Raw genomic sequence first — 25813 nt, forward strand, 5'->3', positions numbered from 1 at the left:
AGTTCGCTATTCGTTGGAGCGGGTGGGTTCTTTGTCAGCCTTTGTCTTGACCAAGCAATGAAAGCCATAGCAGGGCTCTTCGTCTTCGCGTTCTTCCATTGAGGACTCAAGCATTTCCTGAACCTGACTCATGCGGTCCGCGTCGAGCGCCATCGACAACACTCGCTGCTGCCCATCGGGTCCCAAGACGGCCGTGGTCAAAACGGCGACGCTGCCGGGATGCTTCAAAGCTTCGATGATGTTCTCTCCCACCTGCTGTTCAGCGTTTTTGATCGTGGTCACAAACTGCGTCAACTGCGCGCTATCGGGAGGATTGGCCACCCGAAATTGAGACAGGTCCTCGCCGCTGGGGCGAACGGCTGGAGCATCGTCGGAAGGAGAAGAAAAGCTTGGTGAATTCATGAACGCCCAGCGAAACAGAGAGGATCAAAACGGAGACAAGACGGGTCCATCAAACCGGCCACCCTTTGCGAATCGAGGTGCTTCTGCCAACAGGCGTCACGAACATTCATCCCATTTCCAGGGGAGTGGCGGACGGTTCAGACATCATCATAAGGCTTCACCATCTTGCGATGCGGCAAAGAAATTTCGGTGAAGGTTTCTCCAATCGGGGTGTAGCCCAATTTTTCATAGAAACCGATCGCTGTCTCTCGGGCATGCAATTGGAATTGGGTGTATCCCCGCTGCTCCAGGGAGGCCTCGACTTCGGCCAACAACTTGGCGCCAATGCCTTCGCCTTGCCGGTCTGGAGCAACCGCCATCTGCCGCAATTTGACCGAACTGGACGTCAAGGGCTTGGCCGAGACCACCGCCGCCAATTTTTCGGAACCATTCCGCAATCCAAAGTGCAGTTCGGCGTATTCACCGTCCAATTCCTCCGCCGTCAGCTTCAGCCCCAGCGGTTCGCGCAGCACGGAATGCCTGAGATCCAGTGCCTCCTGGTACAACGGAGTGCACCATTCGATTTCAAGGAATTCCAATCGTCTGCCTCCCGGTCTCGTCAAACGTCTCGTTGCGCGCCTCTTGGCTCGGACAGGGACGATTGTAGCGGACTCAGCAGGTTTTCACTCGTACTCGTCGAATTCGTCGGGATCGCCGCAAAGCGGATCGAGAACCAAGCCACTCCAGTCCACCATCCGAGTCGCGGTGGGCCACAGACTGAAGATCCCCGCCATCGCAACAACCGTTGCGAGCTCATCCAACACCCAAGGCAGCTCGACGCGAGCAAACAAACACCCCGCCGCGGAGAAGCAGGCGGCGGAAATCAAAATCCCAACGCGGTGGGCCGACGCGACCCGGCGACTGACCCGGCACGACAAGTAGATGTTCCGACTCGGATTGTCCCACTGAGCAATGAAACTGCGAAGCGCCACACCGCGAGGGTAGTGCCGCAGGCCGTTGAGCAACGACTCATGACGACACTTCAAATAAAGCCTGGGCAACTGAAAGTGAACCAGCCCCCCCGCCACCAACATGGCAATCGCCAACCCCATGAACCACCAAGGCGAAACCAGCGGTGCCAGCCGGTCGTCGCTTGAGGCTCGCAACGTCACGGCGTGCGCCAGACTGGTTTGAAGCGGAAAAGCGGCTAGCACAATCAAGCAGACACGCAGGAAACGTCGCTCCGCTCCCAAATTTGTCAGCCGCAGCTTCCGACGCGTCCAAGCCGGGAAACGGTGCCTCACCCGTGCCCCAAGCGCTCGCGAGAACAGCGGGAACGCGTACGCGATGGTCACCACGAACAACAACAGAGCGACTCCCCCGTTCGACCACGCGATCATCTCGTGACTGAGCGACGACAACACCAGCAAAAGCTGAGTCGTTTCCGTCACCACGCATGCCAATGACATGCCCAATGCGATCGCCCCCACCGCGGCCAATGACATGGCCACCGAGCGAGTGGATTGCTTGACGACAGACGCAGGTGCTGGTTTCCAGAGCAAGGGGAAAGCCCGTTGATGCAGCGCTCACGCACCAGCAAGCTGTTCAACGGCAATGACAACCGTCGACAAGCCAAGGACTGGGGTGGCAGGGTGTGGGGAAAAGGAAAAGAGGTTCGCTGAGACTTCCCCCACTCAATCGCACCAAGTCGTTTGAGTGGGAACAACCGCCATGTCCACCATGCAATTCGGGTGTGCTGGCAACCACAACGGCTCATCAATCACCGGACACACTAATTCCCCAAGTCGTTCAAGGCAAACACTTTACGGACCACCCTTAGGGAGTGCGGCCACCCCCTGCCAGGACAACCCCATCAGGCGTCAGATCCCAACGCCTTGCTCGCGTGACCAAACGTGTCACGGGACAAGCGAACAATCCTTTCAGTGAGACGTGCCCCACACGTCACTTCGGCCTCCCGCCCCACTGACGAAGGTTTTTCGAATGACTCAGCTTTCCCTCTTCGACGCCATCGCACCGACTTCGCCCGTGATCGCCTCGGTCTCCGTGACCGCAGCACCGAAGACCAAGGGCGCCAACAACGGGTCCGAATCCACACTGCTGGCCCTGGCGGAACTGATTCGCCAAGGACGAGAACAACTCGAAGCCCAACGGTCATCCACCGAACGTCCCATTCAGCGAATCGGCGATCTCGCCCAGGCCGTTTTGCGTCGCCACGATTTGGTGGCTCGCCGCCGCGCCGCGTCGCAACAGAAGGCCAGCGACTTTGACGCCGCCGCCGACAACGTTCAGGTCGCTTCCTGATCCAAGCCGATGGAAGCTTCGGCTGTTTGGTTGTCTGCGCCCCCATTTTCCTTCGTGGAAGACGCTTTCTTGGCGGGAGCCTCCTGTTGCTTGGCTCCCGACTCCCGGGCTGACTGAGTTCGGGCGGCCTGAGCCTTGTGACGACTGCGAATTCTCCATGCCGTCATCAAACATCCCAGCACAAAGCTGACACCGGAACAGCCCAGCAGCAGCAACGTCAGTGGGTATTCACCACTGAAAAACAGAATCGTGAGCGGCACCGAGTCTTGGTTTTGAAACGCCACGATGACGACGACCAAGACGGCCAGCAACGACAAAAACCAGCGGATTTTCTGGAGCATGTGAAATCGGCGAGGGTGATTTTTCGCGAAAAAAGGGATTTGCTAGCAAATGTTTGCTAGGCTCAACGGACTGACCCAACCAGGCAGGCAACAAGACGATGCCGAACAGCGTTTCCACCGAAAACCTCTCCGCCCCACGCCGCTTGACCGCGTCAATCAGCGTCTTGGAACGAGTTCCCGAACAGCAAACGTTTGCTTTCTGGGAAGAACCAGTGGCTCCTTCCACTGTAACCTCAATCACCAAGCGTCGTCACGCAGCCCCCCCGCTTCGACCTCCCGCTGGGAAAGCCAAGCGAAGCGACCACCACACCCCGCTTCCCTCTCCCTCTGGGACGGTCGGCCGAAGCGACCACCACACCCCACTTCACCCTCCCGCTGGGACGGTCGGCCGAAGCGACCACCACGCCCCACTTCACCCTCCCTCTGGGAGGGTCGAGCGAAGCGAGGGGAGGGCCGAACAGGAACCCACCACTCGCGAGGCGTTGCTGCAAAAACTGCGTCGCCAGGCCGAAGCGATCTCGGATCCGCGTGTCGCGACCGATTCCACGCCGCGATTTTCAACCGGGTCCTCGGTGCTGGATTCTTGGTTGCCCGGGGGCGGGATGCGGCGGGGCACGATCAGCGAATGGATTGCAGAAACGGAAGGCGGCGGGGCTGGCACGCTCTCCTTGCTCGCCGCAGCTCAAATGCTGGGAACGACTGGGCAACCTCCATCAGCGGCCCACGCTCACCACGACGGCCCCCTCATCGTCGTCGATCCCGGCGGTCACTTTTACGCTCCCGCTGCCGTTGCGTGTGGCATCCCCGCGGAACGCATCGTGTGGTGCCGCGTCACGAACCGGCGCGACGCGGTGTGGACGCTTGATCAAGCCCTGCGATGTGGCTCCGTCGCCGCGGTGTGGTCGATGCTGCCCTGGAACCTGAACGACCGAGACGCTCGCCGCCTGCAACTCGCCGCCGAAACCGGGCAGACACCAGGCCTGCTCGTGCGAACCGCTTCCGCGGGCCGGCAGCCATCATTTGCTTCGGTGCGTTGGCACGTGCGATCCGTCCCGGCTCAGCCCGAACAAATCGTTCTGCTTCCCCGCTCACGCTCCGCTCTGCCACCCACCAACCTTCGTCGCCATCGCGATCTTCGAGTGGCTCACGTGACGATGCCTCGCGCGAAAACCAGCGTGGCTCGGCAAGCCTTCTTGGCGATCACCCCCGACGCGATGCTGCACGACTTGGATTCACGGCCCTTCCTCGCTGCCCACTCGAACATGGTCGGTGCCACCGCGACCACTGACACATCCACGGCAAACAATCATGAAAAGGCTGCTGTGCATTTGGCTGCCCAACTGGCCCGTCCAACGTCGACGCGCCGCGAGCCTCCTCCGCGAGAACCCCAACGCCGCGCCGCCGGATAACGATCCAACCGAGAAAGTCGCGTCAAGCAACGACCGCGAGCTCCTTCACCCTCCCTCTGAGAAACTGAAGCGAAGCGCCAGCCACCCCCCACTTCACCCTCCCGCTGGGAGGGTCGAGCGGAGCGAGGGGAGGGCCGAGCCTGAACTCTCCGCTCACCCGTCCAGCCCCCAAGCCGCCACCGCGCCATTGATCCTTTGGCACGCCGACCCGCGTCGCGGAAGAATCGTGGCGGCGAACTGCCAACACGCCGCGGCCCTGGGCGTGCGACTGGGCATGCCGATCGCGCAAGCCGTTGACATCACGACCACGCTGGCCGATCAACACAACTCCAGCCGAAGCGTCGCGAACCAAAGCGTCCCGCCAATCCCCGCCGCGATCATCGATGAACATGATCGCGTGGCGGATCGCCGCGCGTTGCATTCGCTGGCCACGGAACTGCAAAGCCACCTGTGCCCGCAGATCGCCCTGGAAACGCTCGACCGATTCAAATGGGCAGGACGCTTTCGACATGACCCCGAGGCGCTCGTCGCTGAAATCGAGGGGGTCACTCATTTGTTCGGCGATGAACCAGGCTTGCTCGCCGCCGCGGCCACCATTCTCAAACGCCGTCATTTGAAAGCTCGCTTGGCAATCGCCAGCACACTCGGCGCGGCTTGGGCCTTGGCCACTCACGCGCCCTCTCAAACGCGAACCAAAGATCCCACCAAGAACGATTTCGATTTCTTCTTGGCTCCTGCTGAGCGCACCCGCGAAGCCCTGCAAACGCTGCCGCCATCCGCCTTGCGTTTGAATCCCACCGAGGTGGAAACCTTGCAACGATTGGGAATCGAAACCATCGGCTCGCTGCTGCAATTGCCACGCAACGGATTGGCCACTCGCATCGGCCACGGCTTGTGCCACCGCATCGCCCAAGCACTCGGGGAAGTCGAAGAATCGATTCTCGCGATCGACATCCCGACCGAACACACCGCCGCCTTGGAACTGGAATACCCAACCGATGCCGTCGACCTGATTCGCGATCGCATCATTCGCTTGATCGAATCCGCCACCGCATCCTTGCGTCCACTGGGAAGAGGCGTGCTGCGTTTGCGATGCCAAGTCGACTTCACCGAGTCGCCCCCGGTGACACTGGAATCCGGATTGTTCTCACCGACGCTGGACCTGGATCACCTCAGCAATCTGATGATCGGTGCGTTTGAATCCCACGCCTGCCAATCCAAGGTCACACACCTTCGGTTGGACGTGTTGCAAGACGCGATCTTGGCCAGCACTCAACCGTCCATTTTCGGGCCCGCCTTCGAAAATGACACTCAAACCGATTGGACACGTCAAACCGACATCGCTCGTTTGATCGATTCTCTGAGCGGTCGCTTGGGCGAAGATTCCGTGCGAGGTGTTCGAATCAATCGCGATCCGCTTCCCGAAGACACCGTGTCGGACTTTCCGATGACGCAATCCCGCGGTCGCAAACTTGCCACCCCACCGAGGCGACGCCGATCCAAAGCCAAATCATCGGCCACGGCAGAAGACCATGACGAGTCTCAGCTTCGCTCGGGGGACGCGACTCGCAAGGGGGCCCCAACGACCCATGATGCGGGCCGGCGGCCACTTCAACTGCATCCCTCACCTCAGCGTCTCACTCCTTTAGGCGATGACCAAGAGCCCCTGGGCGAAAATCAGTTCCCCCCCCGGTTTCGATATCGCGGTCGCGTGTGGAAAGTCCATCAGCATTGGGGCCCCGAACGAATCGAAACTCGATGGTGGCAGGGCCCGATGGTTCGCCGTGATTACTTCCGAGTGGAACTGGAAGATGGTGCGCGTTGGTGGGTATTTCGCGACCTCAATCATCCTGCCAATTGGCAACTTCATGGAAGCTTCGATTGAAACGCATTGCAAAACGGTGCATAATGATCACTCCATTGGAATGAGCGTAGAAAGTCCCCACCTTTTGCTTTTACTCCACGTGGGCCCCCGTCTCATCGTTGACGGGATGCCTTCATGGACGCTCCTCCCTCCCGCCATCCCCAACCAGCTCATGTTCGCCCACCCATTCCGTGCGAATGCGCGTGCACTGTTCGCATTGCTTTGCTGGGCTTGTTTCTCAGGAATCTGCCTGAGGGCGGAAGAGCGTTCGCCCGCTCCTTCCCGGTCCTTGGAAGAAATCAAACAGCACGGCGCGAGTCACTCAAAATACCGGGAACCCAGCACTCGTCCGACCGAGACCCTGGCACCCCAAGCCGACCTGCAGACCTTTCGCGACGTCATCGTCCCGATTTTGGAAGAGTCCTGCCTCGACTGCCATGGCCCCGGCAATGTTGAAGGCAACATCCAAATCGACACGCTCGATCCGAACTTGCTGGAAGGCGACGACGTTGACTGGTGGGTGGAAGTCCTGGCCGTGCTCAACAACGGTGAGATGCCGCCGCCGGACGAACTGGAGATGGACGACGAAGACCGCCGCACGGTTGTCGAGTGGCTGTCGGGCGAAATCCAAGTCGCCTCCACCTTTCGACGTGCCACCAGCGGCCACTCGTCATTCCGCCGCTTGACGCGTTACGAAACCAATCATGCGTTGCAGGATCTTCTCGGGCTGCCTTACGAGTTCGCCAAAGACCTGCCTCCCGAAGCTCACTCGGACGACGGCTTCCAGAACAGCTCCGAAATGCTGCACATGTCCGTCAAGCACTTGGAAACCTATCGCGAACTGGCCCGACAAGCTCTCGACCGAGCCATCGTGCTCGATGAGCAACCCGCTCCAATCCACTGGAGCATCAGCATGGAGCAGAACAGCCAGGTCGACCGGCACCAACAACAATCCAAACTTGATCAACTGGCCGAAAAACTCAAAGACGATCCTGAAAAACAAAAGCAAGAAGTCGACGCGCTTCGCGAAACCTTTCAACAGGTCCCGCGAGACACCCATTACAGGAACCTGACGACCGGGCAAAAGGTCGCGGCAACCTGGGCCTACAACGGTGCTCGCTATGCCATGGATTCCGAAGACGCACCGCGAGTCATGCCGCCCACCTCGGATCTCGTCGCCGTGCTGCCCGGCGGTCGCAATCAAAAGCTGATCGTGGAACTGGGCGACCAAGTCCCCGACCAAGGCGTCATGCGAGTTCGTGTTCGAGCCTCTTGGTTGCGTGAGCACGACACGTCGAACGACGAATTGCACCCGCCCAGTTTGCAACTGGATTTCGGCTGGCGAGCCAGCAACGAAGGCCGCGCGGACATGCGAGTCAGCATCGCTGACCAACAGGTGACCGCCTCGCCAGACGAACCGCAGATCTATGAGTGGGACGTTCCGCTGGGCGACATCTACCCACGCAACTCCGTCCGCGGGGCCTCCAAGATGGGAGCGATGCCCAGCCCTTCGGAGTACATCCGGTTCGTCAACAGCTCGGTTTCCAAAGAAGCCATTCAAATTGACCATGTTGAGGTCGTCGCCCCCGTCAACGATCAGTGGCCACCCGCTTCTCACCAACGCATCTTCTTCGCCAGTGAGCAGCGTGATGATGAACGGCAATACGCTCAAGAAATCCTGACGTCGTTCATGCGACGAGCCTGGCGGCGACCACCCAGTGAAGCGGAGGTGCAACGAAAACTCGAACTGTTCACCGCCATTCGCGGCCAATGTGAATCCATGGAAGAAGCCACCTCGGAAGTGCTGGCTTCGATCCTTTCCTCACCGAACTTTCTGTACGTCGTTCGTGAGACCCAAACCGAGTCCCCCAACTCGGACTCAGCCATCGATCGCTTGACACCTCATGAACTGGCAACGCGACTGGCACTGTTTTTATGGTGCAGTGTCCCAGACGACGAGTTGCTCGAACTCGCCGACAATGGGCGACTGACATCCGCCGATGAACTGAAGGCTCAAATCGACCGAATGCTGGCCGATCCCAAAGCGGAACGCTTCAGCCAGCAATTTGTGCATCAATGGCTCGACCTTCAACTCCTGGACTTCCTCAACGGCGCCGAAACCAAACCGAAACTCAGCCCCTCGCTCAAAGAGGCGATGCAGCGAGAACCGATCGCGTTCTTTCACGAAATGCTGCAGCAGGACGAAAGCGTGCTGCACTTCATCCATGCTGATTTCGCAATGGTCAACGAACGCTTGGCCCAGCACTATGGAATCCCCCACGTCCACGGCAACCACTTTCGCCGAGTCGCACTGCCATCGGATCCTCGACGCGGCGGCTTGCTGACGCAAGCCGGTTTGCTGGCGATGAACTCCGACGGCACCAACTCACACCCACTCAAGCGTGGCGTGTGGTTGCTGGAAAGCATCCTCAACGACCCGCCACCACCACCGCCACCTGCGGTTCCCGAAATCGACCTGGCCGATCCAGAAATCGCCAAGATGACGCTGATCGAACGGATGGAAGACCATCGCAACCATCCCGCCTGCATGTCGTGCCACTCCAAGATTGACCCCTGGGGCATCGCCTTTGAAAACTACGACGCGGTCGGCCGTTGGCGCAACGCCATCAACGGCAAACCTGTCGACGCGACTGCCACGCTGTTCAATCAACAGGAACTCTCCGGCGTCGAAGGCCTCAAACGTTACCTGCTGGAAGATCGCCAGGACCAATTCGTTCGTGCGATGGTGCACAAACTGGCAACCTTCGCCCTCGGGCGTCCGCTCACGTTTGCAGACCACTCCAGCGTCGATCAAATCACCGCAAAAGTTCGCCAACAGGACGATGGCCTGGCCACGATGATTCAGCAATTGGTAGCCAGCGACCTCTTTCAGTCCAAGTGATCTCCGCCTCGCTGTGCCACCACACACATTCCTTTCGCCAAGTTCGCAGTCTCCAAGGAAGCTTCTATGACTTTGAATCTGAATGGCCTCGACCGTCGCCGTTTTCTTCGCGGCACCGGTGTCGCTCTGGCACTGCCACTGTTCGAATCCGTCGCGATGTCCGCCGTGCGAGCTTCCGAAGAAACCAAGGATCCCAAGCGACTGGCATGCTTCTATTTCCCCGATGGTGTGCCGATGCCATTGCCGGAAGACCCCGCCTACCAAGACTGGTCGTGGTTCCCGCATGGTGCCGGAGACGACTTCACGTTCACCAAGGCCTTGTCACCCCTGGAATCGTTGCGGGATGAGATCAGCATCTTGTCTGGTTTCTCGCACCCCCAATCACGCAGCGTCCACGGGCACTCCAACGCGGACCAGTTTCTGACGGCCGCCGACACCGGATCCAATGGCCCCTACAAGAACAACATTTCGCTGGATCAGATTTACGCGGAATACGTCGGCAACCAAACCCGGTACTCCTCGCTCGTGATGTCAACCGATGGTGGCACCGGAACACCGCGAGGCACACACACTCTTTCGTTCAATCGAAATGGTCGCGCCATCCCGGCGGAGAACCGTCCCAAACGCATCTTCGACATGCTCTTCGTCAAAAGCGACGAAGATGCGGCACGCCGCTTGGCACTCAGCCAAAGTGCATTGGATGACCTGCTGGCCGATGCCCAATCGCTTCGCAAGACGCTTTCGTCACGCGATCAATCCAGCCTGGATGAATACCTCGACTCCGTTCGCGAAGCCGAGATCAAGGTTGAAAAAGCAAAGCATTGGCTCAACACGCCCCTGCCAACGGTCAACGCGGATCACTTGAACCTCAACCTCACACCGGACGAACCGCGTGAGTACTTGCAGACGATGTTCGAGATGATCTACCTGGCGTTTAAAACGGACTCGACCCGTGTCGCCACCTACCAAATCGGTCGCGAAAACGGCGTGGGAATCAGCGATCACTTGGCGCGCGCTGTCGGCTTCAGCCTGGCTCACCAACTCTCTCACGAAACCAAGAACCCAGGTGGCTGGAAGAACTTTGCGGTTTACTGCCAGTTCCTCAACGAAGAATTTGGACGCTTCGTCGGCAAGCTCAAAGCGACCGACGAACCCGCCGGACGTGGGTCGATGCTCGACAACACGCTGCTGTTGTTCGGCTCCGCATCGAGCGCCTTCCACCTGTCTCGCAACTACCCGTTGATCTTGGCAGGCGGCAAGAACATGGGATTCAAGCACGGGAAGTACATCAACAAAGCTGGCTCCAATCCGCAGGGCGGTGCCTGGGACGGTGGCCGCGAACCGTGGCAACAAGAGATCGCTCACGAAGACCGGCCCCTTTCCAACCTGTTTGTCACCATGCTTCAGCAACTCGATGTTCCCGCGGAATCGTTCGCTGACAGCGACGGGAAAGTCACGGAACTGATCTGAGTCTCAACGTCCCGTAGCCGGATTCGCCAGAATTCGGACCGCCCACCAACGCGCCCATCCGAATTCTTGGCGAATCCGGCTACCAACATCACAACCCGACGCGTCAGCGAGGGACCACACTGGATCCCGGTGAAGCCATCAACGTAGGCCAGGTCATCACCTGGCACCCAGCCGATGCTTTGGAACAAAGCGAGGCGTTCAGCCGCCCCCGCAAGCCCCAGCGATATCCGTCCAATCGCCCCGCCAGGTAGAACCTGGCCTACGCTATTCTGGCGAATCCAGCTACCAAGACGTTGTTGTGCCGGCGACTCACCGCTTCGGAATGTTGGACGTCGAAAAGGCGTCGGGCAGCAAGTCCGATAGTCGACGCATTTGCTGCTCGCCATCGATCACATCGATCGTGTAAACGAACAGATCCGATCCAAATTCGGCCAGCACTTGCCGGCAAGCACCACAGGGCATCGCACCGCCGACGCTGGCGATTGCCACGGCATGGAACATTCGATAACCGCCTGCCACGGCGGTGCAGACCGCCGTTCGTTCCGCACATTGCGTCAACGAGTAGCTGGCGTTTTCAACGTTGCAGCCTTCGACCACACGTCCGTCGTGGGTCAACAAAGCCGCCCCCACGTAGAAGTGACTGTGCGGCGCGTACGCATGATCGCGAGCCGAGATGGCCGCCTGAACTAAACGCTGGACATCTTCGTCACTGGGTGGATCGATCTCGGACGTTTGGCTGTGAACATCGGTCATGGCAGGATAGAGAGACAAGGAAGTAGACTCACCGAAGAGAGGAGCAGATTCCGCCATCAAGTCCCGATAGCGTACCTGGATTCATCCCTGAAGCAATGCGGCAACACGCATTTTGGGGCACCTCCGCCGCGATGGACCTCGGCCGATGCGGCACGGAACCCCCATTTTAACAAGACGCTTCGACCGCACCGGCCTGCCATCCCGTCCGAAATGGATTCGGGCGCGTTAACATGTCGGATCCACCTCAAACATCTCCATTGGTTCCAAGTGTTCCTGCAATGCTTTTGAATTCCGACTCTTTCCGAATGATGCCCCCACTCGTGGCCATCCGCTCCCAACGTTCATTGACCAGCCTCTCGTTGCTGGCGTTCCTCACCGTCGCAGCTCTGTTCGCCAGCCAGCCCGCTGCGCGAGCCGATGAGGCCGCTCAGGTCAGTGCCCGATCACTTTCACGAGCCTTCCGTGACGCGGCCCGGGAAGCAGGCCCATCCGTCGTGACCGTGTTCTCCTACGGGCAAAACCAAACGCTCTCGGGCGACACCACCGATGAGACCGAGCCAGAACCCGAAGAAGAATCCCCCGACGAACCCGTTGGCCCGACTCCCCCGCAACAATCCGACGATGGCGAGTTTGAACTCAGCGGACTGGGCTCGGGCGTGATCATCAACCCATTTCCCAACGCCAAAGCTGAAGACGACGAAACCACCTACTGGGTGATGACCAACAACCATGTCATCGCAAATGCCAAGAAGGTCGTTGTCCAGCTGCCCAACGAAACCGAGTTGGTGGCCGAAAAGGTGCACGGCGATCCCGCCAGTGACATCGCGGTGTTGCAAGTCACCTCGGCGGACGCCCTGAAGGTCGCTCAGTACGGGGACTCCAACACGCTGGACATCGGCGACTGGGTGCTGGCCATCGGCAGTCCGTTCAAGTTGGAAGCCACGGTCAGCGCGGGCATCATCAGCGCCAAAAACCGAAGACTCGACCGCATCCGCCGCAGTCGGTTGCTGCAAACGGACGCAGCGATCAACCCAGGCAACTCGGGCGGCCCCTTGGTCGACCTGGATGGCAACGTGATCGCGATCAACACCGCGATTGCAACTCGCAACGGAAGCTACCAAGGCATCGGGTTCGCCGTGCCGATTGATCAAGCCAAATGGATCGCTCGCGAATTGGCTCAGTTTGGAACCGTCCGTCGATCGACCCTGGGAGTCACGCTCGCGGAACTCAACGCGAAAAACGCGAAGACGTTCAAGTTGCCGGAAGGCCTGGGGGTGCTCGTCTATCAGATCATTCGCAAGAGTTCAGCCGATCGAGCTGGTCTGAAACAGTTGGATGTGATCACCGAATTCGCTGGCCAACCCTTTCGTAAACCAATCGACCTTCGTGAAGCGATTGAACGACAACCGGTTGGCTCCACCCAGTCACTGAAGGTGATTCGCAAGGGCGAAGAAATCGAAATCGAAGTCGTCTTGGCTCCCGTCGACGACCCAACCGCCACGCCGGAAGAGATGGGGGGAGGATTGAAAAAGTGAAATTGTAAATTGTAAATTGCAAAATCCCGGTGGTGGAGGCGATGACGGGACGCGAACCGGAGGAGCATCCTGCGGCAACCATCGCCCCGGATGGGGCCGGCGTTCTTAGCTCGGGGCGGAAGCCCCGAGACCGATGATGAAACACAAGAGACCGCCCGGGACGGGGCCGGCGTGGGGATTGCTGGGGGAGGGCAGTCCGCGCCGCTTCCCATGCTCGGCCCTCACCCTCGCGTACGCCTGAACGGCGTCGCTCGACCTCTCCCCAAACTGCGTTTCGGGAGAGGTGCAGCATACGCCCCCAGTTGCACAGCACCTTCAGAACCCAGCCCGCCCTTCACTCAGCCGAAGCACGTTTGGGCAGCACCCATTCCGGACGCACGAAATGGCACGTGTAGCCGTTGGGGACTTTCTCGAGGTAGTCCTGATGCTCGGGTTCGGCTTCCCAAAAATCGCTCACGGGTTCCACCTCCGTGACCACCTTTCCCGGCCACAATCCGGACGCATTCACGTCCGCGATGGTGTCCAGCGCGACCTGCTTCTGCTGTTCATCGACATAGTAAATCGCGGAACGGTACGACGGACCGCGGTCATTCCCCTGACGGTTCGGGGTGGTCGGGTCATGAACCTGAAAGAAGAACTCCAGCAACTGCCGGTAACTCGTCTGCTCCGGATCAAACCGAATCTCGATCCCTTCGGCGTGGTTGCCATGATTGCGATAGGTCGCGTTGGGCACCTCACCTCCCGTGTAGCCCACGCGGGTCGATTCGACGCCCGGCAACTTGCGAATCAGATCCTGCATGCCCCAAAAACATCCGCCCGCCAACACCGCTCGCTCAGTCATGATACTTCTCCATTGAATCTCATCGGATGTGGCATCGGCTTGCAGCCTGTGGAGTGACCCTCCCACACTGGAAGCCGATGCCACGTTCTATTTGCCAATGCAAAACCGGCCGAACACGCGGTCCAGAATATCATCGGTGTAGACCTGACCGGTCACTTCACCGATCGCCTCGACCGCCAGACGCATTTCGGCGGCCACCAGTTCGTGTCCCGCGGCTTGTTCCGTCCACTGTATCGCTTGGTCCAGGTGCCCCATCGCAGCAGCCAGCGAATCCTGGCAGCGTGCGGCGGTGCCGATCACGTTGCCCGTCTCTCCGGCGTCACGCTGCTCCGCGAAACCAACCAGACTTTCGATCAATTCCTCCACGCCAGCACCCGACTCACTGCTGAGGGCGAAATCCGCCTGCATCGAATCGCCCTCCCAACCCGCGGGCATCAAATCTCGTTTGGTCGCGACGCAGATCAGTTCCGCAGATCGCTTGGCGTCCGGCAGAACCGCATCAGGATCTTTCAACGATTCAAAATCGCCGCCGAGGGTCGCATCCATGCACCACACGTGCACGTCCGCTCCACGGGCCGCTTCCGCCGCCTGCAACTGAGCCTCACGCGACACACGTGCTTCGGGATCCGACTCGTCTCGCGATTCCAACCCCGCCGTGTCAATCAACTGAAACGAATGACCGCCCCAGCTCGATTCCACCGTGACCAAATCACGAGTCGTTCCGGCTTGATCGGTCACGATCGCTGACTCAGTGCGCGACAAAACATTGAGCAACTGGCTCTTCCCCGCGTTGGGCAATCCTCGCAAGACAACACGAATCGTTGGCGACGCCCCGCCACGATCGCTGAGCTGCGAACGCGTTTGTGAAAGCAGAGCACGAAGTTCATCGAGTCGTTGAACCAGCACTTCGTCCGAGATGAACTCAATGTCTTCATCGACAAAATCCAACCCGGCTTCCACGTCCGCCAACAAATCCAACAGGGTTGAACGAGCGGATTGCAACGGCCGCGAAAGATTGCCAGCCAATTGCGACAGCGCCTGGTCCAAACTGCCACGATCCTCCGCTTCAATCACGCCGAGCACCGCCTCGGCTTGGGTCAGATCCAAACGCCCAGCCAAGAACGAACGCATCGTGAATTCACCTGGGCGAGCGGCTCTGGCCCCGGCCCGAATCGCTGCCTCCAAACTGGATTGCAACAACGGCGGCGAACCAATCAGATGCAGTTCCGCCGAAGGCTGGCCGGTGTAGCTGCGCTGGGTCGGCCAAACCATCACGTCGACTTCGATCGCACCCAGCGGTTCCCCAAGAGCGAGCCGCTTCGAAACTCGAAACGGACGTTGACCGATCGATTCAGCCGATTCCAAGATCTCCATGCGACACAACACATCGACGCAGTCATGACCTGACAGGCGAACGATCCCGCGAGGCGCGGGCGCCATCGGCGAGGCGATGGCGGCGATGGTGTCATCCGCTTCCGAGGTCACCGGGTTGCCGTGCCCGCGGTCGCAGGCCCTGCAGTCAGCCCATGGTCGCCCAGCGACGTTGTTGTCGCAGGCACACCGGAACGGACACTTCGAGCAACCTTCGTCTCAGCTCCGTCGATGCTGGGGCCGGCGTTTTCCAACGCGTCCAACACCATCTGCTGGGACACCAGATCTCGCAGCACAATGGGTTCGGCAGGCGACTTCCCGGGATAGATTGCCAACACGGGAATCGATCGGCTCTGCAGTTCTTTCAGCTTGGCTTCAATCTCCGGATCTTGATCCGTCCAGTCCGCCAGCATCGGCACCGCGTCCAGCTCTTCAATCAGCTGACGGGTCGCTTCGGTGTTGAGTGCCACGTTGTAGTTGACGATGCAGTTCACGCACCACTTGGCGGTGAAGTCGATCATGACCGTGCGGCCCTCGGACTGATACTCTTTCAACTTGGCTTCGTCGTAGGGCTGCCACGCAATCGTCTTCACACCTTCGGCTGGTTCCGGTGCAGGGCCCAGCCACTGGAAAGCGGCGACGCCGATGATAATGGCGGACGCCACACCACCCGACCACGCATACAATCGCGATTGCAGGCTGCTCCAACTGGGCACCTTGCCGATGATCCAGCAACCAAACCAGACGCCGATCATGGCCACGAACACGGGCAACTTGTCGCCGTCACTGAACTGGTTGAAGAAGAACGCCACGGTTCCAAGAAACAAGAAGGCCAGGAATTCCTTCAGCGTTTCCATCCAGGTGCCAGGCTTGGGCAACCATGCCACGAGCGACGGCCAGATGCCAATCATCAGATAAGGCAATGCCATCCCGACGCCAACGATCATGATCACCGCCACCGTTTGCAGACTGGTCAACGCGAAGGTCAAACCCAGGATGCCGCCCAGCAACGGTCCGCTGCAGGGGGTCGCCAACACGGTTGCGAAGACACCTTTGAAGAACGCACCGGTGTAACCTTCCCGTTGCTGCAGAGCTTGCGATGTCTTGCCACCGGCCATGCCCGGAGCAGGGATTTCCCAAACACCGAGGTAGCTGAGCGCCATCGCAAACATCAACAGCGTCAGCCCCAAGCGAACGGGGAAGTAAGTGAACTGTTGGCCCCAGTTGAACGACAACACCACTGCCAGCGTCGTCAGCACCGCAAACACGGACAAAATGCCGAGGGCGTAGACCACGTTGAGAAAGAAAATTCGCTTGCGGTCTTGGCCAGCCTGCTGAACAAAACTCATCACCTTCAGGCCCACGACGGGCAACACACAAGGCATGAAGTTCAGGATCACCCCACCGATGAAAGCGAACAGCAGCGTCGTGCCAAAGGCTGTGCCAGCGTTCTCAGTGTCGTCCAGCACAGCGGCTTCGCTGACTGTCTCACGCGTCACACCATGAGCCGCTCCAGCAGCACTCGAACCGCTCGCTGCGGCATCCGCCATCGCAATTCGGGGTGTGTCTTCGGTTTGGGCATTGGTCGCCGAACCGGGGTCGACACTGGCATTCAGGGAAGGCGACAAGCCTTTGTCCACCCACTGCAGCGTTGCCGCATCGTCCAACACCAACATGCGTTTCTTGGCAGCCAACGTCATCGCCTTCGGGGGCGAATTCGCAGGAGCCGACGGGACCACGTTGACGACGGTTTCAAACCCGATCGCCTTGGGCTGCTGACAACTGTCGTCGGTGCAGGCTTGGTAAGCGATTCCACCGGCCAGTTTGTGTTCACCCGGGGCCGCATCGGCGGGGACGGACACCGGAATCGTCCACGTCACGTTGCCATCGTGATAAGTCACGCCGGGCAACAATTCATAATCCACCGATCGCGATTTCGTTTGCGGTGCACCGACCTTCAACTTCGATTTTTCGCTGACCACAAAGTTGGTCTTGGATTGCTCGTCGCTCACCGATGAGGTGTAAACGTGATACCCCGCATCAGGAATCGCGGTGAAGCGAAGCGTCCCGGTTTGGCCAGGCTCCAACTCCGGCGTCAAGTTGATCGCTTCCCAACGCACGACGTAATCGCGATCGCGAAAAGCGTTTTCGATCTCAACGGGATGAGCCTTCAGTCCCGCTGGATCCTCCGACTGCGTCGACGCCATCGTTTGCTTGGCTGGCGCCGAGCTCGCCGCAGGAACCTCGCCCGTGAACTTGGCGGTCAAGGTTTCGTTGATTGGCATGCAAGCCCCGCCAGTCAGACACGTCAACGCGTCCAGACGAATCTTCAAGTCACCCAACTGAGAAACCGTCGCTCCATCCAACAATTTCGCGGTGGCGGTGAAGTTGACCTCTTCTTCAAACTCTTCGACGGTGATCCCGCCAAAGTCTTGCGAGACACTCCGCAATGGCTCTCGGTCGCTTTTCCAATCCCCGACCAGTTTCACAGAATCGGAATCCACCAAACTCAACTTGGTTGGCTTGGGACCGCCTTGGGGCTGGGTCGTGGAATACAAGTGCCACTTCGGCTGCAGTTTCACCTGGACCTGAATCTCAATCTCACCGTCGGCAGTGGCCGAGTAGGTCGCTGTGGCATCCGCGGGGTCGTCGGTTTGCAGCGCCGCGCTGCCGTCCGCCGCAAAATCGTCCAGCGAGAATTCGGAGAACAAACCGGTCGCGTCGGGATTGTCCGCATGCACCGGCACCACCGCTGTGACAGCCAGCAAAGCCGCGAACAGAACAACACCAGGAACACACATTTTCCGAGCAAACCCGGGTTGATAACTGCGATCCATCGAAAACATCCTCCGACGAGATAATTCAATGAGATGGAGAAGACATCGAACCCCATTCGTTCGACTGAAATCAGTCCCGTAGCTTAACAAAAGTGGCAAACTGAATCGATCAAACCGGAAATTCGGTTTGAGAGAGACTCAGGAGACGAAAAAAAGACTCGCCGCCTCAGTCCAATCCAATCCACCCAATTCGCCATGCCCACCCACGCGTTCAAGCGAAGCAGAGTCTCGCCCAAGGCGAGCTCTGCGGGTGTTGGGCCCTGCAGAAAGAATGGGCGTGCCCCGGCTCCATCCGCCAATCTCAACCCGTGATTTGCGGAGGCAATCCGATTGTATCCCTCCACGGCCAAACCCAGCCGCGTGGTCGCGGACCGCTGTTCCAACTGAACCGGAAAACTGCCCGCCCAGCGAACCAGGTCCACGATCGGGCAATCCCAGTCAATCGCGTCGTGATCAATGATTCCAGTCACCCGCTCGCGATTTGCGCTGAACAGGATGTGCTCTCGGTGAACGTCGCGAAGCACCCAAGCCTGCCGCTGATGTGCCGGTGTGTTCTCGATCTGCTGCTGCAATTCCGAAACCAACTTGCGATGAACACGGACGCCTCGCTCGACCATCCAATCCGTCGCGGACATCATTCGCTGAGCCAGCTCTTGGTAGCCAATCGGAACATCCTGTGGAGCGGTGAGGGCGGGAACGCCAACGTCACCCTCGGTCACACATCGTTCCAGCAGCGCTCGCCAACGTGCGGTCGTGTTTGGCAATCGCTCCCGCAGTGAACTCCCCGACAACAACCACGGACTCAACTCCTGAAGCCGTTGCATTCGATCCCGCAAACAACGCGGGACCTCCTTGGGCACATGAGTTGGCCCATCAGTTGGCTCATGAGTTGGCACGGGCAAAACGCTCAGCCTCGCATGCACCCGGGCAATCGCTTCCCCGCCAAGCGACAAGGCACGCGCGGCAGCGGTGGTGTCCATTGCTTCGTCATCACCGCACGCGCTCCCGTCCACCCATGGCGTGCATTGCCAATGTCGGCCTTGCTCGAAAACGATCCAACGACCATCCGCGGTCGGAACAGGCACCGCGAGCAGCCCAGAACGACACGGGGCTTCCCCCGATGAAAAAGAATCCAGCGAGAGCAATGAATCGCGATCAGCAACCGCGGGATTCAAGAGAGGTGGCGTGATGCTTCCGCCACCAGAAACGTCCAGCGTGAGCCCGCCGGGAACGTCACTCGATGCGTCGGCAGGTTCCGCCATCGCCTTGGCCAACTCATCAGCCAAACCGTGCCAGCGAGCCACGGACTGCCCTGCGGGCGACACCTTCAACGCATAAAAAAAGGGGGTCGCGGCGAGACGAATTCGATACACCCGCCCGCCGCTCAACCCTGGGTTCCACGAATCGATGCTCAACGACGCTGCGTCTGGAAACCAGAGTCGTGCAATTCGTGAAACGTCCAAAACGAAGCTACTTCTCGGCCAGGAATGACATGATGGATTGTTCAGGGACTGGTAATTTTAACAACGGAGCGAACTCAGCGGTGAGCTCATCGACTTCGGTCATGCATTCGACCAACGACTCACCTGTCATCCCTGAAAGTCGCTTGCAAGCGTTCGTGAATTTCTCCTGCTCGTGCCACTCCTTTTCACTGCACGATGGCAACAAAGACGCCAGCGCGACACAAGCGGCACCGCGGGCCTGGTTGCCCAATTCCAACAACTGTTCAATCTCGGTGTGCTGAGCAATCAAAGCCACAAACTCTTCGGGAAGCTTCCAACGGGTCGCCAAGATCGCGGCGGCGTCCGCATGGTTCCAACCAAACATTTCTTTCTCCAAACCGCTCAGGCGTTTGCCTTCTGCGGCACGCTTCTCCACCAACGCTTCGTATTCGGTTGGCAACTCTTTGAGCAACAACGGAATCGCCATGTCTTGCAACAACGCACCCGCAAACAAATCTTCAGACGACTCCAACTTCAACAGTCGCCCCATCTTTCTCGCAAAGATCGCACGACGCAGCGAGTCTTGCCACAGCGCCTTGAGATCAAAGGGGCCGAACTTGGGGTTGGGAATCACACTGAACACCGCGTTCCACAACGCGAAGTTCACAATCGCTCGCGAACCCACCAAGGTGATCGCCTGCGGGATGCTCATGATTTCGCGACTGAACCCGAAATACGACGAGTTCACAAACCGCAACACCTGACCCATCAATCCTGGATCCGCCTCGATGGGTCGAGCGAAATCGTTCGGCCCGGCTTCTTCTTTCTGAGACAATTGCAACAGACTGATAGCGCTGTGTGGCAACGCTGGCAAAATGTCGACATGAAAAACATCTTCCAAGTTGGTGCTTTCTGCGACGCTGGTCATCGATCTCGGCTCGTAGGTCATTGGTGCATTGCTCGCCGCCGCGAAGGACTCGCGTGGACTTGTATTCCGAAGGCTGATGGAACACTACGCCACGAATCTCTTGATGCACGCCCAGGAGGACGACGGACCAAGCTGGATTCGCGATCAATCTTTTCCCTTGGAAGCCTTTGCCGGTCGCACCGGTTGCAACGACGCGGTTTCGCGATGTTTCCATTCACCATCCCGCGTTGGCCTTTCGCCTCATCGGTTGCCTGCGTGCATCCAGTGGCGTCTGCCTCCCGGCCAACCCAATCACCGCAAACCAATACCAAGCAAGGACTTACAACGACACTCAGGCGATCGACACCGCTCTGGCCCAACACGTGCAACCGTCCAGTCCCATGGCACTCGCACGCTTTCGTTCGCTCGGCACCGCCCGATCCTACTCCCGCATTTCGTCTCACCACTTCGGCAACAGCCCGCAGGTGGATGCGTCGTTCTATTGGAACCGCCTGCGAAGGACGGCGGGACTGGCCGTCTTGCTCGGAATCGTGAACGTCCTCAGCGGTGTCTCTGGACCGATGAAGGCCTCCCATTCCACCGGCCCCCGCGACCAGCCAACGCTGGCCGAACTGCCGCCAGAACCAGCGGCGGCGCAACCACCCGTCGCCAGCGGCCCGCGAGCGGTGCCTCCTGTGGGCTGGCGACGCACCATCAACGGCTGGGAAAACGTCGCGGAATGGCCCGGTGCACACAACCACCTAGGGGGGATCCCTGCGCAAGTGTCCCTCTCAGATCAGATCATTTTGCAAGAGAAACGCGAACCCGCGATGCTTCGGCACTGGATGGACAAGCTTCGACACACCCACCCCGCGGTCATCGCTTCGGTGCAGATCGTCAGCGTCCTGATTCTGTTCGCAGCGTGGTTGGCGGTCCGAGAGAAACCCGGGCGGCGATTGCGTTCCCCCAGGCCCCCGAGCCAGCTCGTCTCGTAACGTTTCGTCGGTGGTTCCCGCGAAACGCGTCCCATTCGCGATTTAGCAGGCCACTTTGCCTGAGCTTCTCATCGGCTCGACCAGGGATTGCCTCGCCCGTGACCAAACGTGTCACGCCCCTGACGAATACTAAAGGTGTGAAGAGGAGGCAGCCGAATGCGGTCTACTCTGTGCCCCAAACGTCGATGAACCAAACGTCCATCCGACGTCATATCCTTCCGTGAAAAACCTGTCGAGCTTTCATTGTCTCCGGCAGCTTCCTCGATAGGATCGCCCCTGCGACTTCGCAGGGATTGCCATGTCTGACCATCGTTGGTCGGGGCATCGGTTGGGTTTGAATTGGAAACACCAAAAGTTTGTTCAGGGAATAAAGGAATCAGGACATGGCAAAGCAACCACGCATGGCAACGCCCGCAGCATCCAAGGGCGTCAAGCTGGATCCGGGCATGAAGACCATTCTGGAAAAAGAACCCGGTCTGAAGACGACGCTTCAACAAATCGAAAAGTCGTTTGGCGACGGTGCGATCATGCCGCTGGGAGCGTCCCAAAAGCTGACCATCGATTGCATCTCCACGGGCAGCCTCAGCCTCGACATGGCTCTGGGTGGAAAAGGCATCCCGCGAGGCCGAATCATCGAAGTCTTTGGACCGGAGTCTTCCGGGAAGACGACGTTGGCTCTGCACATCGGTGCCGAGGCCCAAAAGTCCGGCGGGATCGCAGCGATCATCGACGCCGAGCACGCCTTTGACCCCAGTTGGGCCAAGAAGCTCGGCGTGGAACTGGACAGCCTGTTGGTCAGCCAACCCAGCAGCGGTGAAGAGGCGATGCAGATCTGCGAGATGCTGGTCAAATCCAACGCCGTCGACGTCATCATCATCGACTCCGTCGCGGCCTTGGTGCCCAAGGCGGAACTCGAAGGCGAGATCGGCGACAGCCACGTGGGCCTGCAAGCTCGCTTGATGAGCCAATCGATGCGGAAGTTGACCGGTGCGATCGCCAAGAGCAAATCCGCCGTCGTCTTCATCAACCAAATTCGTGAGAAGGTCGGTGTGATGTTCGGCAGCCCCGAAACCACCCCCGGCGGTCGTGCCCTCAAGTTCTATTGCTCGTGCCGAATCGATGTTCGTCGGATCGGTGCCCTGAAAGATGGGGAAGAGCAAGTCGGTCAACGCGTCAAAGCGAAGATCGTCAAGAACAAGGTCGCACCTCCGTTCCGGATCGCTGAATTCGACATGATGCACTCCAACGGGATCAGCTTCGAAGGCGATTTGTTGGATCTGGGAACCGAGAACAAAGTCGTCAACCGCAGCGGCTCCTGGTTCAAGTATGGCGACACTTACCTGGGGCAAGGCAAGGAGAAGGCTCGCAACTTCTTGATCGAGAACCCAGACGTCTCCGACGAGATCAAGCAAAAGGTCCTGGTCGCCGGCGGCTTTGTCGCACCACTCGAAGGAGCCGAAGACGAGGGTGAAGAAGCAGTCAAAGACGGAGAAGCCGTCGCCAACAGCTGATCCGCGCATCGGGTTGGTCGCGAGGTCAGTTGGCCGCGAATCGAACGGATCGTCCCGGGGAAACCTGGGTCGGTCCGTTTTTTTTGCCTCCGCAACTGAAACACTCATCCCACGGATCCCGTTGCTCCGCGACTGTGGCCGAGCGCTGTCTTGACAAACGCTTCACGAACCTGCCCCGGTTGACCGCGAGCACAACCGCGGAGCGGTGACAGTCGCCAGCCTCGGGTTTCAACCCGAGGTCTTGGGTGGCGTCCTCGAACCAGGAAAGCCACGGAGTGGTGACAGGTGTTGGGAGCGCGTGTCCGGCTGCCGTCGCTCCGCGACTCGGTGACCCCGGCTGGACTCCCATGACCTTGGGTTGAAACCCAAGGCTGACGGATTCCGTCGCTCCGCGACTGGGGTGCGTTTCGATGTCAAACCCATGCTCGTTGGGCCGTGATCACGCTGCGACTGTGGGGTGGAGGCGTTGCATGAGGGAACCGCGGAGCGGTGGCAGTCGCCAGCCTCGGGTTTCAACCCGAGGTCCTGGGTGGCGTCCTCGAAACAAGAAAGCCACGGAGTGGCGACAGGTGTTGGGAGCGAGTGTCCGGCTGCCGTCGCTCCGCGACTCGGTGACCCCGGCTGGACTCCCATGACCTTGGGTTGAAACCCAAGGCTGACGGCTTCCGTCGCTCCGCGACTGGGGTGCGTTTCGATGTCAAACCCATGCTCATTGGGCTGTGATCGCGGTGTGACTGTGAGGCAGAGGCGTTGCATGAGGGAACCGCGGAGCGGTGACAGTCGCCAGCCTCGGGTTTCAACCCGAGGTCTTGGGTGGCGTCCTCGAAACAAGAAAGCCACGGAGTGGTGACAGGTGTTGGGAGCGCGTGTCCGGCTGTCGTCGCTCCGCGACTCGGTGACCCCGGCTGGACTCCCATGACCTTGGGTTGAAACCCAAGGCTGACGGATTCCGTCGCTCCGCGACTGGGGTGCGTTTCGATGTCAACCCCATGCTCATTGGGCTGTGATCGCGCTGCGACTGTGGGGTGGAGGCGTTGCATGAGGGAACCGCGGAGCGGTGGCAGTCGCCAGCCTCGGGTTTCAACCCGAGGTCCTGGGTGGCGTCCTCGAAACAAGAAAGCCACGGAGTGGTGACAGGTGTTGGGAGCGCGTGTCCGGCTGCCGTCGCTCCGCGACTCGGTGACCCCGGCTGGACTCCCATGACCTTGGGTTGAAAACCAAGGCTGACGGATTCCGTCGCTCCGCGCCTGGGGTGCGTTTCGATGTCAAACCCATGCTCATTGGGCTGTCATCACGCTGCGACTGTGGGGTGGAGGCGTCGCGTGAGGGAACCGCGGAGCGGTGACAGTCGCCAGCCTCGGGTTTCAACCCGAGGTCTCGGGTGGCGTCCCCGAACCAGGACAGCCACGGAGTGGCGACAGGTGTTGGGAACGCGTGTCCGGCTGCCGTCGCTCCGCGACTCGGTGACCCCGGCTGTGGACTCCCATGACCTTGGGTTGAAACCCAAGGCTGACGGATTCCGTCGCTCCGCGACTGGGGTGCGTTTCGATGTCAAACCCATGCTCATTGGGCTGTGATCGCGCTGCGACTGTGGGGTGGAGGCGTTGCATGAGGGAACCGCGGAGCGGTGGCAGTCGCCAGCCTCGGGTTTCAACCCGAGGTCCTGGGTGGCGTCCTCGAAACAAGAAAGCCACGGAGTGGCGACAGGTGTTGGGAGCGCGTGTCCGGCTGCCGTCGCTCCGCGACTCGGTGCCCCCGGCTGTGGACTCCCATGACCTTGGGTTGAAACCCAAGGCTGACGGATTCCGTCGCTCCGCGACGGTTGTCGCCCGCCGCTGCGACGACGCCCGTGCACACCCCGGCAAACGTCCAACGGTTCTGCACTCAACACCTCACCTGCACGAGGCTGCTCACCCGCGATAACATCGCGGCATGACCGCATCCGATCCTGCTCCAGCCGAAGCGTCCGCGCCCCATCCAACGTCCCTCGACCCGGCTCCCGAGGTGATCTTCTTGGGCACCGGGACCAGCGTCGGTGTGCCGGCGATTGGATGCGAATGCGACGTCTGCCAAAGCACCGACCCGCACAACAATCGCACACGCTGCTCGATCTTGATCCGCTTGCCCGAGGGCAATCTGCTGATCGACACGCCGCCTGATTTGCGAACGCAATTGCTTCGCGAAAAAATCAAGCTCGTGCACGCGGTTTTGTTCACCCACGAACATGCCGATCACATCTACGGGTTGGATGACCTGCGGTTGTTTCCGTTTCGGCTCGGTCGTCCCGTTCCGCTGTACTGCCGTGCGGACGTCGAAGCTCGCATTCGCACGTCCTACGACTACGCGTTTTCAAAGCGTGAACAAACCCATGCGGGATCACGGCCCCAACTCGAAATTCTCTCGATCAACAACGACGACCCCTTTGAGGTTCTTGGCGTTCGGATCATGCCGGTTCCGCTGAAGCACGGACCGCACTTCGAAGTGCTGGGATTCCGCATGGGCGACTTCGCTTATTGCACGGATACCAATCACATCTCCGAGTCGTCCATGGATCGCCTGCGAGGCCTCGACACGCTGGTCCTGGATGCCTTGCGGTTCACACCGCACCCGACTCACTTCAACATCGACGAAGCCCTCGAGGTGATCGAAGAACTCAAGCCACGCCAAGCCTTCCTGACTCACTTGAGCCACGACATCGATCACGGCCCCGTGGAAGCCTCGCTGCCCGATCATGTTCACCTCGCCTACGACGGACTGCGTCTGCCAATGCCATTCATTCGGTAGCCGGATTCGCCAAGAATTCGGACTCCAACCCACTCGAGCATCTGAGTTTTTCTCGTTCCCAGGCTCTGCCTGGGAATGCAATGCACTGCAGGCTCCGCCTGCTGAGACAGAATCGGGAGGCGGAGCCTCCAAAACAGTGTGTTCCCAG

The 25813-nt window shown here is 59.6% G+C and carries 19 protein-coding genes and 3 pseudogenes; 12 read left to right on the top strand and 10 right to left on the bottom strand.

The window, feature by feature from the left end; genetic code table 11:
- Window positions 1–6: 6 nt before the first annotated feature.
- The 3 genes from PSR62_RS25395 to PSR62_RS25405 form a co-directional block, all read right to left on the bottom strand.
- Entirely contained in the window at window positions 7–402 is a 396-nt protein-coding gene (locus PSR62_RS25395) for a hypothetical protein (protein WP_274405749.1), read from the bottom strand.
- 137 nt (window positions 403–539) lie between these two features.
- On the bottom strand, window positions 540–980 hold the full coding sequence (locus PSR62_RS25400) for a GNAT family N-acetyltransferase (protein WP_274405750.1): 441 nt from the start codon (window positions 978–980) through the stop codon (window positions 540–542).
- Between the two features lie 84 nt (window positions 981–1064).
- A complete protein-coding gene (locus tag PSR62_RS25405; protein ID WP_274405751.1) occupies window positions 1065–1886 on the bottom strand; it encodes a hypothetical protein in 822 nt (273 codons plus the stop codon).
- A gap of 496 nt (window positions 1887–2382) precedes the next feature.
- Between PSR62_RS25405 and PSR62_RS25410 the strand changes: the two genes are divergently transcribed.
- On the top strand, window positions 2383–2703 hold the full coding sequence (locus PSR62_RS25410) for a hypothetical protein (protein ID WP_274405752.1): 321 nt from the start codon (window positions 2383–2385) through the stop codon (window positions 2701–2703).
- Here PSR62_RS25410 and PSR62_RS25415 read toward each other — a convergent pair.
- On the bottom strand, window positions 2688–3044 hold the full coding sequence (locus PSR62_RS25415) for a LapA family protein (protein ID WP_274405753.1): 357 nt from the start codon (window positions 3042–3044) through the stop codon (window positions 2688–2690). The two genes, PSR62_RS25410 and PSR62_RS25415, sit on opposite strands and share 16 nt — an antisense overlap.
- 98 nt (window positions 3045–3142) lie before the next feature.
- Between PSR62_RS25415 and PSR62_RS25420 the strand changes: the two genes are divergently transcribed.
- The 7 genes and pseudogenes from PSR62_RS25420 to PSR62_RS25880 form a co-directional block, all read left to right on the top strand.
- Window positions 3143–4453, top strand: coding sequence for an ImuA family protein (locus PSR62_RS25420; RefSeq protein WP_274405754.1), 1311 nt, complete (start codon window positions 3143–3145; stop codon window positions 4451–4453).
- Between the two features lie 226 nt (window positions 4454–4679).
- Window positions 4680–6338, top strand: a complete 1659-nt coding sequence (locus tag PSR62_RS25425) for a Y-family DNA polymerase (protein WP_274405755.1) — start codon at window positions 4680–4682, stop codon at window positions 6336–6338.
- Window positions 6339–6489: 151 nt separating this feature from the next.
- On the top strand, window positions 6490–9219 hold the full coding sequence (locus PSR62_RS25430) for a DUF1592 domain-containing protein (RefSeq protein WP_274405756.1): 2730 nt from the start codon (window positions 6490–6492) through the stop codon (window positions 9217–9219).
- Window positions 9220–9285: 66 nt separating this feature from the next.
- Window positions 9286–10689: a DUF1552 domain-containing protein gene (locus tag PSR62_RS25435; RefSeq protein ID WP_274405758.1), complete on the top strand. Its 1404-nt coding sequence runs from the start codon at window positions 9286–9288 to the stop codon at window positions 10687–10689.
- Window positions 10690–10751: 62 nt separating this feature from the next.
- A pseudogene (locus tag PSR62_RS25870) lies at window positions 10752–10877 on the top strand (DUF1589 domain-containing protein); the annotation flags it as partial.
- Window positions 10835–10966, top strand: a pseudogene (locus PSR62_RS25875) (DUF1589 domain-containing protein); the annotation flags it as partial. The pseudogenes PSR62_RS25870 and PSR62_RS25875, both read left to right, overlap by 43 nt.
- A pseudogene (locus PSR62_RS25880) lies at window positions 10909–11052 on the top strand (hypothetical protein); the annotation flags it as partial. The pseudogenes PSR62_RS25875 and PSR62_RS25880, both read left to right, overlap by 58 nt.
- Here PSR62_RS25880 and PSR62_RS25445 read toward each other — a convergent pair.
- Window positions 10999–11442: a cytidine deaminase gene (locus PSR62_RS25445; protein ID WP_338020258.1), complete on the bottom strand. Its 444-nt coding sequence runs from the start codon at window positions 11440–11442 to the stop codon at window positions 10999–11001. The pseudogene PSR62_RS25880 and the gene PSR62_RS25445 sit on opposite strands and share 54 nt — an antisense overlap.
- 257 nt (window positions 11443–11699) lie before the next feature.
- Between PSR62_RS25445 and PSR62_RS25450 the strand changes: the two genes are divergently transcribed.
- Complete coding sequence (locus tag PSR62_RS25450; RefSeq protein WP_274408303.1) at window positions 11700–12977, top strand: S1C family serine protease; 1278 nt, start codon at window positions 11700–11702, stop codon at window positions 12975–12977.
- Window positions 12978–13311: 334 nt separating this feature from the next.
- On the opposite strand, the gene msrA is transcribed toward PSR62_RS25450, so the two are convergent.
- The 5 genes from msrA to PSR62_RS25475 form a co-directional block, all read right to left on the bottom strand.
- Window positions 13312–13818: a peptide-methionine (S)-S-oxide reductase MsrA gene (msrA, locus tag PSR62_RS25455; RefSeq protein WP_274405760.1), complete on the bottom strand. Its 507-nt coding sequence runs from the start codon at window positions 13816–13818 to the stop codon at window positions 13312–13314.
- A gap of 87 nt (window positions 13819–13905) precedes the next feature.
- Entirely contained in the window at window positions 13906–15303 is a 1398-nt protein-coding gene (locus PSR62_RS25460) for a tRNA modification GTPase (protein ID WP_274405761.1), read from the bottom strand.
- Window positions 15300–18026, bottom strand: coding sequence for a protein-disulfide reductase DsbD family protein (locus PSR62_RS25465; protein WP_274405762.1), 2727 nt, complete (start codon window positions 18024–18026; stop codon window positions 15300–15302). The genes PSR62_RS25460 and PSR62_RS25465 overlap by 4 nt, the downstream gene beginning before the upstream one ends.
- An 83-nt stretch (window positions 18027–18109) precedes the next feature.
- On the bottom strand, window positions 18110–19441 hold the full coding sequence (locus tag PSR62_RS25470) for a phosphotransferase (protein WP_274405763.1): 1332 nt from the start codon (window positions 19439–19441) through the stop codon (window positions 18110–18112).
- Window positions 19442–19496: 55 nt separating this feature from the next.
- The gene (locus PSR62_RS25475; RefSeq protein WP_274405764.1) at window positions 19497–20396 is read right to left on the bottom strand and encodes an HDOD domain-containing protein; all 900 of its coding nucleotides are present in this window, start codon (window positions 20394–20396) and stop codon (window positions 19497–19499) included.
- Window positions 20397–20623: 227 nt separating this feature from the next.
- On the opposite strand from PSR62_RS25475, the gene PSR62_RS25480 reads away from it, so the two are divergent.
- The 3 genes from PSR62_RS25480 to PSR62_RS25490 all read left to right on the top strand — a co-directional run bounded on the left by PSR62_RS25480 (window position 20624) and on the right by PSR62_RS25490 (window position 25665).
- The gene (locus PSR62_RS25480) at window positions 20624–21370 is read left to right on the top strand and encodes a hypothetical protein (RefSeq protein ID WP_274405765.1); all 747 of its coding nucleotides are present in this window, start codon (window positions 20624–20626) and stop codon (window positions 21368–21370) included.
- A 383-nt stretch (window positions 21371–21753) separates the two neighbouring features.
- Window positions 21754–22881 carry a recombinase RecA gene (gene recA / locus PSR62_RS25485; protein WP_274405766.1) on the top strand — a complete coding sequence of 376 codons (1128 nt, stop codon included), beginning with the start codon at window positions 21754–21756 and terminating at the stop codon, window positions 22879–22881.
- A gap of 1932 nt (window positions 22882–24813) precedes the next feature.
- The gene (locus PSR62_RS25490; protein ID WP_274405767.1) at window positions 24814–25665 is read left to right on the top strand and encodes an MBL fold metallo-hydrolase; all 852 of its coding nucleotides are present in this window, start codon (window positions 24814–24816) and stop codon (window positions 25663–25665) included.
- The last annotated feature ends 148 nt before the right edge of the window (window positions 25666–25813 follow it).

It is taken from the genome of Rhodopirellula sp. P2, from assembly GCF_028768465.1.
In the GTDB taxonomy this organism is placed as follows: domain Bacteria; phylum Planctomycetota; class Planctomycetia; order Pirellulales; family Pirellulaceae; genus Rhodopirellula.